The following is a 14,506-nucleotide window of genomic DNA, read 5'->3' as shown; positions in this document are numbered from 1 at the left end:
CGGGAGCGTGTTAGCGTCGGTAGCATGAGTGAGAGCGGGACGACGCGGGAGCGGATCCTCCGAGCGACGGTCGAGCTGCTGGCGGACGGCGGGCGCGACGCGGTGTCGACGCGGGCGATCAGCGCGGCGGCGGGGGTGCAGGCCCCTACGATCTACCGGACGTTCGGCGACCTGCGCGGGCTGCTCGACTCGGCCGCGGCAGCCGGATTCGCCACGGCCCTCGCCGACTTCGAGCGGAGCGAGGCGCCGGCCGACCCGGTCGACGCGCTCCGTGCCGCCTGGGATCACCACGTCGCCTTCGGACTCGCCGAACCGCACCTCTACGCGCTGATGTTCACCGCGCGGCCGGGGGAGGAGTCGGAGGCGGCGCGCCTGTCCCGCGGCGTCCTCCTCGACGCGGTCCGGGCCGTCGCCGAAGCCGGCCGCCTCACCGTCGACGTCGAGCGGGCCTCCCGCCTGCTCCAGTCGGCCGCGCTCGGCTGCACCCTCACGCTGACCGCCCTCGCGGACCCCGACGACGAGCTCTCGTCCCGCTCGCGCGAGTCCGTCCTCGCGGCGATCACCACGGCGGAGGCGGGCCCCACCGATCCCGCCGCCCGTGCGGTCGTCGCGCACGCCGTCGCCCTGCGGACGGCGCTGCCGCAGATCGAGCCCCTCAGCGCGGGGGAGCGGCTCCTGCTCGACGAATGGCTCGAGCGCATCGCCGACTGACGGCCGGCGTCGCCGGAGGGTCCGTATCGCCGCCCTGTCGTCCGCGTTGTCGTAATACGGATGGCGACGGGCACGATCCGGGACCGGCACCTACGGTCGGACCATGTCGCGATCCATAGCCGAACTCTTCTTCCGCCCCGTCTGCGCCGCCTGCTCGGCCCCGCTCGTCGCCCGCCGTGGCGCTTTCTGCTCCGACTCCTGCGCGCGGACGAACCACCTCTACGGCTGATCCCGCACGCCCGGCGCGCGCCGAACGATCGGCGGCGCCTGCTCGGCGCGACGTCGTCGGCTGCAGCCGGGTGTGCCCCGGCAGGGCGAACCCGGCGCTGCGTGAGTGGGCCGCTCCGATCGACGCCTTCACCGGTCGACCGGGCTCCGACGATCGGCCGCACCGGTTAAACAAAACGGTGCCCGTGCTGGCGAGAGCAACGGACACCGTTCGCGGAGGATGGGGGATTCGAACCCCCGAGGGCTTTCACCCAACACGCTTTCCAAGCGTGCGCCATAGGCCACTAGGCGAATCCTCCTGGCACGACCTGAGCCGCGACTCATCGATACTAGCCGGTGTCGGAGGCTCCCGCTGACCACGACCCCGACACGCCCCGCTCTCCTCGGCCGCCGTCGTCGGTTAGACTGTCACCCGGCTCCCCGCGTGGCGCCATCCAGGCCAACTCCCCCAGGGCGGAAACGCAGCAAGGGTAACCGGGCTCTGGCGGGTGCGCGGGGGGTCTTCTTCCGTTAAGCGGCCCGCCTGCTCCGCCCATGGACCGCCGCACAGCCTCTACGAGGCCCTACCGGCGGCGGACGCTCCTCCACAGCCGCGCGCCGTGCACGCCCTCCCATCCCTGGCCTCTACTCAGCCAGGCGGAGGGACCCCCTCGGTAGGCTGGATCCGATGGTTCAGAGCATCTACATCTCGTCCGCCGAAGGTCATTCGGGCAAGTCCACGGTCGCCCTCGGCGTCCTCGATGCGCTCAGCAGCCAGGTGCAGCGGGTCGGCGTCTTCCGCCCGATCGCCCGCTCCACCTCCGAGCCGGACTACGTGCTCGAGATGCTGCTCGGCCACTCCGACTCGGGCCTCGCCTACGAGGACTGCATCGGCGTCACCTACGAGGACGTCCACGCCGACGGCGAGGCGGCGCTCTCGCGGATCGTCGAGCGGTACAAGGGCGTCGAGGCCCGGTGCGACGCCGTCGTCATCCTCGGCTCCGACTACACGGACGTCGGCAGCCCCACCGAGCTCGGCTACAACGCCCGCATCGCCGCCAACCTCGGTGCCCCGGTCCTGCTCGTCCTCACCGGCCGGGACTCGTCCCGCAGCGAGCAGCTGGGCCAGGCTCCCGCGCGCACGCCGGAGGAGATGCGCCAGATCACGGAGCTCGCCTCGGTCGAGCTGCGCACGGCCCACGCGAGCCTCATCGGAGTGATCGCGAACCGCGCGGACCCCGACACCGCCGCCGACGCCGTCGCCGCGATCCGCGAGAGCATCCCCGCCACCGTCCCGGTCTGGGCGATCCGCGAGGATCCGTTCCTCGTCGCTCCGAGCCTGTCCCGCCTGGTCGAGGCGGTCGACGGCGTCGTCGTCGCGGGCGATCCGGAGCTGCTCGGCCGCGAGGCGCTCGGCGTGGTGATCGCCGGGATGTCCATGGTGAACGTCCTGCCGCGGCTCACCGAGGGCGGCGTCGTGATCGTCCCCGGCGACCGGCCCGAGGTCGTCCTCGCCGTGATCATGGCGTACGCCTCCGGCACGTTCCCCACGGTCACCGGCATCATCCTCAACGGCGGCTTCGAGCTGCCGGAGCCGATCGTCCGGCTGATCGAGGGCGTCGACAGCCGCGTGCCGATCGTGATGACCGAGCTCGGCACCTACGACACCGCCGTCCGCGTCACTGCGGCCCGCGGCCGCCTGGCGGCCGACTCCCCGCGCAAACGCGACACCTCCCTCGCCCTCTTCCAGGAGGCGGTCGACGCGGTCGAGCTGCTCACCCTCCTCGACGTCGGCCGGTCCGAGGTCGTCACGCCGCTGATGTTCGAGTACGGGCTGATCGAGCGCGCGCGCATCGCCGACCGCCACATCGTCCTGCCCGAGGGCGGCGACGACCGGATCCTCCGTGCCGCCGCGACAGTGCTCAAGCGCGGCATCGCCCGGCTCACGATCCTCGGCGAGGAGGCCGAGATCCGCGCCCGTGCGGCGGGCCTCGGCCTCGACCTCGACGGCGCGCGCGTGCTGAGCACCCTCGACCCCGAGCACCGCGCGCGCTTCGCCGAGGAGTACGCCCGCATCCGCGCGCACAAGGGCATCACCTACGACCACGCCTACGACACGGTCACGGACGTCTCCTACTTCGGCACGATGATGGTGCAGCTCGGCCTGGCCGACGGGATGGTCTCGGGAGCCGCGCACACGACGGCGCACACCATCCGCCCCGGCTTCGAGATCATCAAGACGAGCCCGGGCGTCTCCGTCGTCTCGAGCGTGTTCCTGATGGCGCTCGCCGACCGCGTGCTGGTCTACGGCGACTGCGCGGTGAACCCCGACCCCACCGAGGCGCAGCTCGCCGACATCGCGATCTCGTCCGCCGAGACCGCCCAGCAGTTCGGGATCGACCCCCGCATCGCGATGCTCTCCTACTCCACCGGCGAGAGCGGAGCCGGCGCCGACGTCGAGAAGGTCCGCGCGGCGACGGCGCTGGTGCGCGAGCGCCGGCCCGACCTGCTCGTCGAGGGCCCGATCCAGTACGACGCGGCGGCCGACGCGGCGGTCGCGGCCTCGAAGATGCCCGGCTCCCAGGTCGCCGGGCGCGCGACGGTGTTCATCTTCCCCGACCTTAACACGGGCAACAACACCTACAAGGCCGTGCAGCGCTCGGCCGGCGCCGTCGCCATCGGACCGGTCCTCCAGGGTCTGCGCAAGCCGGTCAACGACCTCTCGCGCGGCGCGCTCGTGCAGGACATCGTCAACACCGTCGCGATCACGGCCATCCAGGCCGCCACCCAGGCCATCGTCCCGCCCACCGCCGCCATCCCCGTGGTGCGCTAGCGGCGACCCCGCCGCCGCCCCTCCCGACCCCGATCACCCCAGGAGTCCCCTCATGTCCGTCGTCCTCGTCGTCAACAGCGGATCGTCGTCGTTCAAGTACCAGCTCATCGAGATGACCACCGAGGAGACGCTCGCCAGCGGCCTCGTCGAGCGGATCGGCGAGGACACCGGCCGCACGAAGCACACCCGCGACGGGGAGTCGTTCGAGATCGAGGGGCCGATCCCCGACCACACCGCCGGCTTCGACGCGATGATCCGCGCGTTCGGCGAGCACGGCCCGAGCCTCGACGAGTACCCTCCCGTCGCCGTGGGCCACCGCGTCGTGCACGGCGGCAAGCGCTTCTTCGAGCCCACCGTCGTCACCGACCTGGTAAAGATCAACATCGAGGACCTCGCCGACCTCGCCCCGCTGCACAACCCCGCCAACCTCGAGGGCATCGAGGCGGCGCAGAAGGCCTTCCCGGACGTCCCGCACGTCGCCGTCTTCGACACCGCCTTCCACCACACGATCCCGGCCGAGGCGTCGACCTACGCGCTGCCCGCCGAGCTCGCCGAGAAGCACCGCGTCCGCCGCTACGGCTTCCACGGCACCTCGCACAAGTTCGTCTCGGAGGCCGCCGCCGCCTACCTCGGCCGCCGCCGCTCCGACCTGAAGACGATCGTCCTGCACCTGGGCAACGGAGCGTCCGCCTGCGCCGTCGACGGCGGCGTCTCCGTCGAGACCTCGATGGGCATGACCCCGCTCGAGGGCCTGGTGATGGGCACCCGCTCCGGCGACCTCGACCCGGCCGTCGTCTTCCATCTCGCCCGCAAGGCGGGCCTCTCGATCGACGAGCTCGACACCCTCCTCAACCGGCGCAGCGGGCTCCTCGGCCTCACGGGTCGCGGCGACATGCGCGACGTCCAGGAGGCGGCCGAGGCCGGCGACGAGCGGGCCCGCGCCGGACTCGAGGTCTACTACCACCGCCTCCGCCACTACATCGGGGCCTTCTACGCCCAGCTGGGCCGCGTCGACGCCGTGGTGTTCACGGCCGGAGTCGGCGAGAACGTCGCCGCCGTCCGAGCCGGCGCCCTCCGCGGCCTCGAGGGCCTGGGCATCGAGCTCGACCCCGAGCGCAACACGTCCTCCGACCGCGGCGCCCGCCGCATCTCCACCGACGACTCCCGCGTCGCCGTCCTCGTCATCCCCACGAACGAGGAGCTGGAGATCGCCCGGCAGAGCTTGTCGGTCGTGTAGCGGCGGAGCCGCGACACGACTCGCGGTCGGCTTCCGGGGGTGGCGGCTCCCGTGGAGCGGCTCCTGTCGGGCTGTCCTGAATCGCTGGCACGCGGCGGTGCTCGCTCGTCGTGCAGCGGTGGCCCGCTGCGCGACCTCGGTCGGCTTCTCGTGGGCCTGCGTTGCGCAGAGCGGGTCTTGTCGGGCTGCCCTGAATCGCTCGCACGCGATTCCGGGTCGCGCCCTCTGCCGAACACGCGGCGACCCTCGCTGGTCGAGTAGCCGCGGGACGCGGCGTGTCGAGAGCCACCGAGTACGAGGGGGATCTCGATGCGCCCGCTGTGCGGGCTGCTCCATCCGCAGGAGCCGACTGAGGAGCCCCGGCTCAGGGCAGCAGGCGCGCGTCGCCCGCGTAGAGGTTGAAGCCGGAGCCTCGGCTGAAGCCGATCAGGGTGAGGCCGGAGTCGCGAGCCAGGTCCACCGCCAGCGACGACGGGGCACCGACCGCGGCGAGCAGGGGGATGCCGGCCATCACGGCCTTCTGCACCAGCTCGAACGAGGCGCGCCCCGACACCTGCAGCAGCGTCCCCCGCAACGGCAGCCGCCCCTCCCGGAGCCCCCAGCCGACCACCTTGTCCACGGCGTTGTGCCGCCCGACGTCCTCCCGGAGCACCAGCAGCGAGCCGTCCGCGTCGAACAGCCCGGCCGCGTGGACGCCGCCCGTCCGCTCGAACACCGCCTGCGCCTCGCGGAGCCGATCGGGGAGCGAGACCAGCAGCTCCCGCTCGACCCGCAGGTCGTCCTCCGCGACGCTCCACGCCGAGTCGGTGGCGACCGCCTCGAGCGACGCGAGCCCGCACACTCCGCACGAGCTCGTCGTGTAGACCGACCGCTCGCGCTCGAGCAGCACGGCCTCCCGCCCGCCGCGGACGCTCGCGTCGACCACGTTGTACGTGTTCTCGCCCGGACCGGAGCCGCTCGCGCAGTAGCGCATCGCCGCCAGCTGCTCCGACTCGGTGAGCACCCCCTCGGACACCAGGAATCCCGCGACCAGGTCGAAGTCGTCGCCGGGCGTGCGCATGGTCACGCTGAAGCGCCGTCCGCCGACGCGGATCTCGAGCGGCTCCTCGACGGCCAGGACGTCCTCGCGGCGTCGGGGCGGATCGTCGGCGCGGACGGCGGTCAGGCGGGTGCGGGCGACACTGCGGCTCATGGGTCTCCTCAGGCGGTGGAGGTCATCCTCCCACCGGGAACCGGGAGCGATGCCGGGGTACGGACGTACGATGCTGGAATGGTCGATGACGCCGAGCCCCGCGAGAGTCCGATCGACGAGAGCCGCCTCTCCGTCCGGTCGCCGAAGAGACGCGCCGTCGGGATCCCCGGCGTCGCCCACGCCCTCGAGATCTCGCTCAAGCAGATGGGCCCGGTGCGCAGCGCCGAGACGCTCCTGCGGGTGAACCAGAAGACCGGATTCGACTGCCCGGGCTGCGCCTGGCCGGAGGGCGACAAGCGCCACGTCGCCGAGTTCTGCGAGAACGGAGCGAAGGCGGTCGCCGAGGAGGCCACGCTCCGCACCGTCACATCGGCCTTCTTCGCCGCGCACCCCGTCGCGGAGCTGGAGGAGTGGGACGACTTCGCGCTCGGCCAGCAGGGCCGGCTCACGGAGCCGATGCTGCTCGAGGAGGGCGCGACGCACTACCGGCCCGTGGGCTGGGACGAGGCGCTCGACCTCGTGGCGGAGGAGCTGCGCGCCTGCGCGAGCCCCGACGAGGCGATCTTCTACACGTCCGGCCGGACCTCGAACGAGTCGGCCTTCGTCTACCAGCTGATGGTCCGCGGCTTCGGCACGAACAACCTGCCCGACTGCTCGAACATGTGCCACGAGTCCAGCGGATCCGCCCTCACCGAGACGATCGGGATCGGCAAGGGCTCGGTGAGCCTGCGCGACGTGGAGCGGGCACCGCTGATCATCGTCGCCGGCCAGAACCCCGGCACGAACCACCCGCGGATGCTGACCGCGCTGGAGCGCGCCAAGCGCGCCGGCGGCACCATCGTGGCCGTGAATCCGCTGCCGGAGGCGGGGCTGCTCCGCTTCCAGAACCCGCAGACCGTCCGCGGCACCCTGGGCGACGGCACGGCCCTCGCCGACCACTTCCTCCAGGTCCGGCTGGGCGGCGACCAGGCCCTGTTCCAGGGTCTGGGCAAGGCGCTGCTCGAGGCTGAGGAGGCGCGCGGCGACGTCTTCGACCACGCCTTCATCCGCGAGAGCACCGGCGGCCTCGCCGAGTACCTCCACGGGCTGCGGGAGGTCCAGTGGGACGAGATCGAGCGGGCGAGCGGGATCGACGAGACGCGCATCCGCACCGTCGCGGAGCTGATCGCGGCGTCCGAGGGCACCGTCGTCTGCTGGGCGATGGGCCTCACGCAGCACGCGCACTCGGTCGCGACGCTCAAGGACGTCGTCAACGTGCTCCTGCTCACCGGCAACATCGGCAAGCCCGGCGCGGGCGTCTGCCCGGTGCGCGGCCACTCGAACGTGCAGGGCGACCGCACGATGGGCATCTTCGAGCGGATGCCGGACTCCTTCCACGACGCGCTCGACCGCGAGTTCTCCTTCTCCTCCCCGCGCGTGCACGGGACGGACACGGTCGCCGCGATCCGGGCGATGCGCGACGGGAAGGCCCGCGTATTCATGGGGCTCGGCGGCAACTTCGCCCGGGCGACGCCCGACAGCGGAGTGACGGAGGCGGCGATGCGCTCGCTCGCCCTCACCGTCCACGTCTCGACCAAGCTCAACCGCTCGCACGTGGTCACCGGCCGGCGCGCGCTGATCCTGCCCACCCTCGGCCGCACCGACTCCGACGTGCAGCGCTCGGGCGAGCAGCGGGTCACGGTCGAGGACTCGATGAGCGCCGTGCACGCCTCCCGGGGCCGCCTGCGCCCGCCGAGCCCGGGCCTGCGCTCGGAGGTGGCGATCCTCACGGGGATCGCGGAGCGGCTGCTCGAGGGCCGCGAGAACGTCCCGCGGGTCGACTGGGCGGGACTGCGCGACGACTACCGCCGCATCCGCTCGCACATCGCCAACGTCGTCCCCGGCTTCGACGGCTTCGAAGCCCGGATCGACGTGCCCGGCGGCTTCGTCCTCCCGCACCCGCCGCGCGACTCGCGCCGCTTCGACACCCCCTCCGGCCTGGCCCGCTTCACCGCGAATCCGCTCGAGTACCCGCGGGTGCCGGAGGGCAGGCTGCTGCTGCAGACGCTGCGCTCGCACGACCAGTTCAACACCACGATCTACGGCAAGGACGACCGCTACCGCGGGATCCACGACGGCCGCCGGGTGGTGTTCGTCCACGCCGCCGACGTCGCCGAGCTGGGCTTCGCGGACGGCGCGATGGTCGACCTGGTCTCGGAGTGGCCCGACGGCGTCGAGCGGCGGGCGGAGGCGTTCCGCGTCGTGGCGTACGACACGCCCCGCGGCTGCGCGGCCGCCTACTACCCCGAGACGAACGTCCTCGTACCGCTGGACTCGACCGCGAAGATCAGCAACACGCCGACCTCGAAGTCGGTCGTGATCCGCCTCGAACCGGCGGCGTAGGCCTCACCAGGGCAGCGGCAGCAGGCGCACGGAGTCGCCCGCTGCCGCTCCCGGTGCGGGCACGACGGCGACGGCCTCCGAGCCGGCGAGACCGGTGAGCATGTGCGAGCGGATGCCCGCGGAGGCCCGCCAGCCGTCCTCTCCGGAGGAGACGGGCACGAGCACCGTGGCCCCCGCGCGCCCGAGCGGCTCGGCGAGGACGCCCCGCCCGAGGAGTCGGGCAGCGGCGCCCGACGCCGCGTCGAGGGCCGGCGGCAGGAAGGAGAGCGCCGCGAGGAGTGCGGCGAGCGGATTGCCCGGCAGCGCGATCACCAGCGTCCCGCCCGGCAGCAGCGCAGCCATGGTCGGGTGGCCGGGGCGCATGCCGACTCCGTCGACGAGGACGCGCGCGCCCACCGCATCGAGGGCGCGACGGACCGCGTCCACCCGGGAGCGCCCGGTCCCGCCCGTCGAGAGGAGGATCGGCGCCGTGCCCGCCAGCAGCGTCCGGGCGATCGCGTCCTCGTCGTCGCCGCGGCGCACGACCTCTCCCACGGCTCCGCCCGAGAGCTCGACCAGCGCGGGCAGCAGCGGCGTGAACGCGTCGCGCACCCGTCCGGCGGGCGGCATCCCCTCGGTGTCGACCTCGTCCCCCGTGAGGAGCAGGTCGACCGCGGCGGGCGGGCGGACGTCGAGCGCGTCGATCCCGGCGACCGCGAGCAGGGCGAGGTGCGCGGGAGTGAGGCGGGTCCGGGCATCGACCAGCACGGCTCCGCGGGCGGCCTCGTCGCCCGCGCGCCGGACGTGGCGGCCGGGCGGGAGGGGCGCCCGCGCCGTGAGCAGGTCGTCGCGGACCGCGCCCTGCTCGGACGGCAGCACCGCGTCGCTCCAGTCGGGCACGGCGGCTCCGGTGACGATCGGCGCGGCGGTGCCGTCCTCGAGCGGCCAGGGCCCGGGTCCGCGCACGGCCCAGCCGTCCATGGCCGAGGAGTCGTAGTGGGGGAGCGGCCGGGCGGCGGTGACGGCGCGGTCGAGGACGGCTCCGCGGGCGTCGAGGAGGGGGACTGTCGAGACGCCGGAGCGCGCCACCGCTTCGCCGACGATCCGCCTGGCCTCGTCCCAGTCGGTCGCCTCGTGCCCGTGTGCGCTCATCCCGTCCATTCTCCCGGGGCTCGGGGCGGGCCCTGGGCAGGACCCGCCCCGTCGGTCATCCCAGGTAGCCGTTCGGGTTCAGCACGAACTTCTTCGCGGCGCCCTTGTCGAAGTCGGCGTAGCCGCGGGGAGCGTCGTCCAGGCTGATCGCGGTGGCCTGGACCGCGTCGGCGATGTGGACCCGGTCGTGCAGGATCGCCATCATCAGCTGCCGGTTGTACTTCATGACCGGGCACTGGCCCGTGGTGAAGGACAGCGACTTCGCCCAGCCGAGCCCGAGGCGGATCGACAGCGAGCCCTCCTGGGCCGCCTCGTCGACTCCGCCCGGGTCGCCCGTGACGTAGAGGCCCGGGATGCCGAGGGCGCCGCCCGCCGCGGTGATCGACATCAGCGAGTTCAGCACCGTCGCCGGCGCCTCCTTCCCCGAGTCGGCGCCGTTGCCGTGCGCCTCGAAGCCGACGGCGTCCACTCCGCAGTCGACCTCGGGCACGCCGAGGATCTGCTCGATCTGGCCGGCCGGATCGCCCTTCGAGACGTCGACCGTCTCGCAGCCGAAGGAGCGCGCCTGCGCCAGACGCTCCTCGTTGAGGTCCGCGACGATCACGACGGCCGCTCCGAGCAGCTGCGCTCCGACCGCCGCGGCGAGTCCGACCGGTCCCGCTCCTGCGACGTAGACCGTGGACCCGACGCCGACTCCGGCGGTCACCGCGCCGTGGAAGCCCGTCGGGAAGATGTCCGAGAGCATCGTCAGATCGAGGATCTTCTCGAGCGCCTGATCGCGGTCCGGGAACACCAGGAGGTTCCAGTCGGCGTAGGGGACCATCACGTACTCGGCCTGCCCGCCGACCCAGCCGCCCATGTCGACGTAGCCGTACGCGCTGCCCGGGCGGTCCGGATTCACGTTGAGGCAGATGCCGGTCTTGCGCTCCTTGCAGTTGCGGCAGCGGCCGCAGGCGATGTTGAACGGCACGGACACGATGTCGCCGACCTTGACGAACTCGACGTCGGGGCCGACCTCCACGACCTCGCCGGTGATCTCGTGGCCGAGCACGAGGTCCGACGGAGCGGTGGTGCGGCCGCGGACCATGTGCTGGTCCGAGCCGCAGATGTTGGTGGAGACGGTGCGGAGGATGGCGCCGTGCGGCAGCTTCCGCCCGATGTTCGCCGGATTGACGCCGGGTCCGTCCTTCAGCTCGAAGGTGGGGTAGTCGATGTCGATGACCTCGACGACTCCGGGGGACTTGTAGGCGACGGCTCTGTTGCCTGACATGCGGGGCTCCTTCAGATGGACGACCGCGGCGCAGTCGGCCGCGGGAGTCCTGCGCCGCTCTCGGTCCGAGCCGCGGCGCCGGGACTCGGGGGAACCGTACGGCGTCGACCTGGTGCCGGATCGAGGCCGGTGGAGTAGCGTCTCAGGAGGCGTGCGGACGCTCGTCCACCGCCCGGTGCGAGGCCGCGAGCGCCGCGTCGAGCGCGTCCCGTCCGCCCCCGGCCAGGCCCGCCGCGTAGCCCGCGAGGAACGTGGTCAGCGGAGCCGCCGGCCGGACCACTCCGTGCGCTGCGCGACCGGCGAGGGCGAGCAGGGCGTCGGGGTCCACCGGGACCTCGCCGAGGCCGAGCGCGGAGCACAGCTCGGCCCACCAGCCGGCGAGCACCTCCTCCGTGGGGCGGGCGCCGTCGGAGGCGGAGGGGCGGGGGCCGGTCGTGTCGTCCATCCGCTCAGTCTGCGCCGCGCGGGCCCGGCAGGTCGATCCCGTGCCGGAGCGCGTCGGCGGGCGCGTCGACGTCGTCGGTCGTCCCTCCGGGCACCGTCACGAGCCGCGGGGGAAGGTCCCGGAGGAGGGCGCGCACCGAGGCGCCGTCGGGATCGCCGAGCGCGGCGAGCGCCTCGACGAGGGCCGCTCGCCGGTGCACGCCGAGGAGCTGCTGGGCGCGGCCGCTCGCGTCGACGGCCAGGAGGGAGGCCTCGACGGCGCTCGATGCGACCTCGAGCAGCGTGTGCACTGCGGGAGCGGGGGCGACGAGATCGGCGGCGAGCACGACGACCCAGTCCGGAGCGCCCGGGCGGTCGAGCAGGGGCAGCGCGGCGGCCAGGCCCGCGACCGGGCCGCCGAACGGCGGATCCTCCTGGACGAGCTCGGCGCCGTCGACGGCCGGTGCGAGCGACGACGGTCCGGCCACGACCCTCCGCTCGGCTCCGCGCACGGCTGCGAGGGCGGTGCCGAGGAGCGTCGACTCGCGGTGCCGGAGGAGCGGCTTGACCGCGCCGCCGAGGCGGGAAGCGCGTCCGCCGGCGAGCACGACCGCGTCGAAGCGGGGGAGCGGAGGCGGCGGGAGCACGGGACCGAGGCTACGCGCGCTCCGGTCTCCGCCGTCCCGGCTCCGGTGTCGGAGGTCGCGGCTACTCTTGTCGGGTGGTAGCAGCCCTGTATCGCCGGTACCGGCCCGAGACGTTCGCCGAGATGATCGGCCAGTCCCAGGTGACGGATCCGCTCATGACGGCGCTTCGCACCAACCGCGTCAACCACGCCTACCTCTTCAGCGGCCCCCGCGGCTGCGGCAAGACCACCTCGGCGCGCATCCTCGCCCGCTGCCTCAACTGCGCCACGGGCCCGACCGACACCCCCTGCGGCGTCTGCGACAGCTGCGTCGAGCTCAGCCGCGAGGGCCAGGGCTCGCTCGACGTGGTCGAGATCGACGCCGCGAGCCACAACGGAGTCGACGACGCGCGCGATCTGCGCGAGCGCGCCATCTTCGCCCCGGCGCGCGACCGCTTCAAGATCTTCATCCTCGACGAGGCGCACATGGTCACGCCGCAGGGCTTCAACGCGCTGCTCAAGATCGTCGAGGAGCCGCCGGAGCACGTGAAGTTCATCTTCGCGACCACGGAGCCGGACAAGGTCATCGGCACGATCCGCTCGCGCACGCACCACTACCCGTTCCGGCTCGTCCCGCCGGCGCAGATGCTCGACTACACGCAGGAGCTCTGCGAGCGCGAGGGCGTGCACGTGGCGGCCGGCGTGCTGCCGCTCGTGGTCCGCGCGGGCGGCGGGTCCGTCCGCGACACGCTCTCCCTGCTCGACCAGCTGATGGCCGGCTCCGAGGCCGAGACCGTCGAGTACGAGCGGGCCGTCGCCCTCCTCGGCTACACCCACGGCGCCCTGCTCGACGAGGTGGTCGACGCGCTCGCCGAGCACGACTCCGCCGAGGCGTTCGGAGCGGTCGACCGCGTCATCCAGACGGGGCAGGACCCGCGCCGCTTCGTCGAGGACCTGCTCGAGAAGCTCCGCGACCTGATCGTCGTCGCGGCGACCGGGGGCGCGGCCTCGGCCGTCCTCCGCGGCGTCTCGCAGGACGAGCTCGACCGCATGGCCGGCCAGTCGCGCGCGCTCGGCCTGGCCGAGCTCTCCCGCATCGCCGACGTGGTCAACGAGGCCCTCACCGAGATGACCGGTGCGACCTCGCCGCGCCTGCACCTCGAGCTGATGATCGCCCGCACCCTGGTGCACGGCACCGGCGCCGGCATCGCGCCCGCTGCGGCCCAGGAGGAGCGCCCGCGGCACGTGGCCGCGCCGCGCGAGTCCGCGGCGCCCGCCCCGCGGTCGTCCGAGGCGTCGCGCGCGTCCGAGCCGTCCCGTGCGCCCGAGCCCCACCACGCCTCGCACGCCGCCGCTCCCGGCTCGGTGCCCGAGTCCATCGCGGCCGCTCCGCGCACCGAGGCGCCGGTGACGGCGTCCGCACCGGTCGCTGCGCCGCCGGCGAAGGCGCCCGACGAGACGGCGGCCGCCCCGGAGGCGGACGAGTCCGCGCCGGCCGAGTCAGGACGCCCCCGCGCGACGACCGCCGCGGCGGCTCGTCCGGAGCCGGTCGAGCAGGAGCCGTCGGATCAGGCCGCTGCGTCCAATGAGGCGGCCGCCGCCTCCGCGGCCGCCGCCTCCGCACCCGCTGCGGCCGCGGGCGACGCACCCGCCGACGGCGCGGTCACCCTCCAGCGGATGAAGGACACCTGGCCCGAGATCCTCGAGGTCGTGCAGAAGGCGAAGATGACCGCCTGGCTGGTGGCCTACACCGCCCAGGTGCGCGCCCTCAAGGACGACGTGCTGACCCTCTCGTTCCCGAGCCAGAACGACGTCGAGTCGTTCAAGATGCCGGGAACCGCCGGGCAGCCCGGAGTCAGCGAGTACCTGCGTCAGGCGATCCAGCAGGTCCTCGGCCTGCGGGTGAAGTACATCGCCCGCGTCGAGCCGCGCGCCGCTGCCCCCGAGGCCGAGCGCGCCGCCGTCGAGGCGACCGCCGCGCCCGCTCCGGCTGCGTCGATCCCGGCCGCGACCGGCTCCGACGGCTGGGCCACAGTGGCGATCCCCGCCGATCCGACCCCTGCGGCCGAGGCGGCTGCTCCGTCCGCTCCGGTCGAGGCCCCCGCCGTGGGCGCCGAGCCGATGCGCGCCGCTCCCGCCGCCGCCGCTGCTGCAGCCGCTCCCGCCGGCGACGAGCCCCCGTTCGACGAGGAGCCGCCGGAGGAGGACATGCCGCCGGTCGAGCCGCCGATGCCCGACTCCTGGGCGACCGTCGCACCTCCCGGCGAGCCCGCCGCCGCGCCCGAGCCCGCCGCCGCGCCCGAGCCCGCCGCCCCGTCGCGGCCCGCCCCCGTCGCCGAGCGTCCGGCTCCCGCCGCGCGCCCGGTCACCCGCACGACCCGCTCGGCCACCGCCGACGGCCGTCAGCGCTACGGCGAGGCGGTCGTGCGCGAGATCCTCGGCGCCCAGTTCATCGAGGAGCACCCCCGTCCGCCCCACCCGAGAGGAGGCGACCG

10 protein-coding genes, 1 tRNA gene, 1 other RNA gene and 1 pseudogene are annotated in these 14,506 nt (G+C 73.8%); 7 read left to right on the top strand and 6 right to left on the bottom strand.

The window, feature by feature from the left end; genetic code table 11:
* Positions 1-24: 24 nt before the first annotated feature.
* Both C5C82_RS06160 and C5C82_RS17975 read left to right on the top strand, forming a co-directional pair.
* Positions 25-711: a TetR/AcrR family transcriptional regulator gene (locus C5C82_RS06160; protein WP_104227474.1), complete on the top strand. Its 687-nt coding sequence runs from the start codon at positions 25-27 to the stop codon at positions 709-711.
* A 103-nt stretch (positions 712-814) separates the two neighbouring features.
* On the top strand, positions 815-940 hold the full coding sequence (locus C5C82_RS17975; protein WP_258060618.1) for a hypothetical protein: 126 nt from the start codon (positions 815-817) through the stop codon (positions 938-940).
* Between the two features lie 213 nt (positions 941-1,153).
* Here C5C82_RS17975 and C5C82_RS06155 read toward each other — a convergent pair.
* A tRNA-Ser gene (locus tag C5C82_RS06155) sits at positions 1,154-1,238 on the bottom strand.
* A 112-nt stretch (positions 1,239-1,350) separates the two neighbouring features.
* On the opposite strand from C5C82_RS06155, the gene ffs reads away from it, so the two are divergent.
* The 3 genes from ffs to C5C82_RS06140 all read left to right on the top strand — a co-directional run bounded on the left by ffs (position 1,351) and on the right by C5C82_RS06140 (position 4,988).
* An RNA gene (ffs, locus tag C5C82_RS06150) (signal recognition particle sRNA small type) lies at positions 1,351-1,447 on the top strand.
* Between the two features lie 159 nt (positions 1,448-1,606).
* Positions 1,607-3,751: a phosphate acetyltransferase gene (gene pta, locus C5C82_RS06145; protein WP_104227473.1), complete on the top strand. Its 2,145-nt coding sequence runs from the start codon at positions 1,607-1,609 to the stop codon at positions 3,749-3,751.
* Between the two features lie 52 nt (positions 3,752-3,803).
* Positions 3,804-4,988, top strand: coding sequence for an acetate/propionate family kinase (locus C5C82_RS06140; protein ID WP_104354789.1), 1,185 nt, complete (start codon positions 3,804-3,806; stop codon positions 4,986-4,988).
* 364 nt (positions 4,989-5,352) lie between these two features.
* On the opposite strand, the gene fdhD is transcribed toward C5C82_RS06140, so the two are convergent.
* Complete coding sequence (gene fdhD, locus C5C82_RS06135) at positions 5,353-6,180, bottom strand: formate dehydrogenase accessory sulfurtransferase FdhD (RefSeq protein WP_104225120.1); 828 nt, start codon at positions 6,178-6,180, stop codon at positions 5,353-5,355.
* A 78-nt stretch (positions 6,181-6,258) separates the two neighbouring features.
* Between fdhD and C5C82_RS06130 the strand changes: the two genes are divergently transcribed.
* On the top strand, positions 6,259-8,562 hold the full coding sequence (locus C5C82_RS06130) for an FdhF/YdeP family oxidoreductase (RefSeq protein ID WP_104354788.1): 2,304 nt from the start codon (positions 6,259-6,261) through the stop codon (positions 8,560-8,562).
* Positions 8,563-8,565: 3 nt separating this feature from the next.
* On the opposite strand, the gene C5C82_RS06125 is transcribed toward C5C82_RS06130, so the two are convergent.
* The 4 genes from C5C82_RS06125 to C5C82_RS06110 form a co-directional block, all read right to left on the bottom strand.
* The gene (locus tag C5C82_RS06125) at positions 8,566-9,693 is read right to left on the bottom strand and encodes a molybdopterin molybdotransferase MoeA (RefSeq protein ID WP_181134405.1); all 1,128 of its coding nucleotides are present in this window, start codon (positions 9,691-9,693) and stop codon (positions 8,566-8,568) included.
* Positions 9,694-9,748: 55 nt separating this feature from the next.
* Positions 9,749-10,963, bottom strand: a complete 1,215-nt coding sequence (gene fdhA / locus C5C82_RS06120; RefSeq protein WP_104225123.1) for a formaldehyde dehydrogenase, glutathione-independent — start codon at positions 10,961-10,963, stop codon at positions 9,749-9,751.
* 142 nt (positions 10,964-11,105) lie between these two features.
* Positions 11,106-11,408, bottom strand: a complete 303-nt coding sequence (locus C5C82_RS06115; RefSeq protein WP_219812223.1) for a DUF6457 domain-containing protein — start codon at positions 11,406-11,408, stop codon at positions 11,106-11,108.
* A 4-nt stretch (positions 11,409-11,412) separates the two neighbouring features.
* On the bottom strand, positions 11,413-12,033 hold the full coding sequence (locus C5C82_RS06110) for a molybdenum cofactor guanylyltransferase (protein ID WP_258065984.1): 621 nt from the start codon (positions 12,031-12,033) through the stop codon (positions 11,413-11,415).
* Positions 12,034-12,107: 74 nt separating this feature from the next.
* On the opposite strand from C5C82_RS06110, the pseudogene C5C82_RS06105 reads away from it, so the two are divergent.
* Positions 12,108-14,495 (top strand): annotated as a pseudogene (locus C5C82_RS06105) (DNA polymerase III subunit gamma and tau); the annotation flags it as partial.
* Positions 14,496-14,506 lie beyond the last annotated feature (11 nt).

The sequence above is a fragment of the Rathayibacter sp. AY1D5 genome (assembly GCF_002932515.1).
GTDB lineage: Bacteria > Actinomycetota > Actinomycetes > Actinomycetales > Microbacteriaceae > Rathayibacter.
The sequence above is the reverse complement of the archived record's forward strand: the minus strand, read 5'-3'. Positions and strand labels throughout refer to the sequence as shown.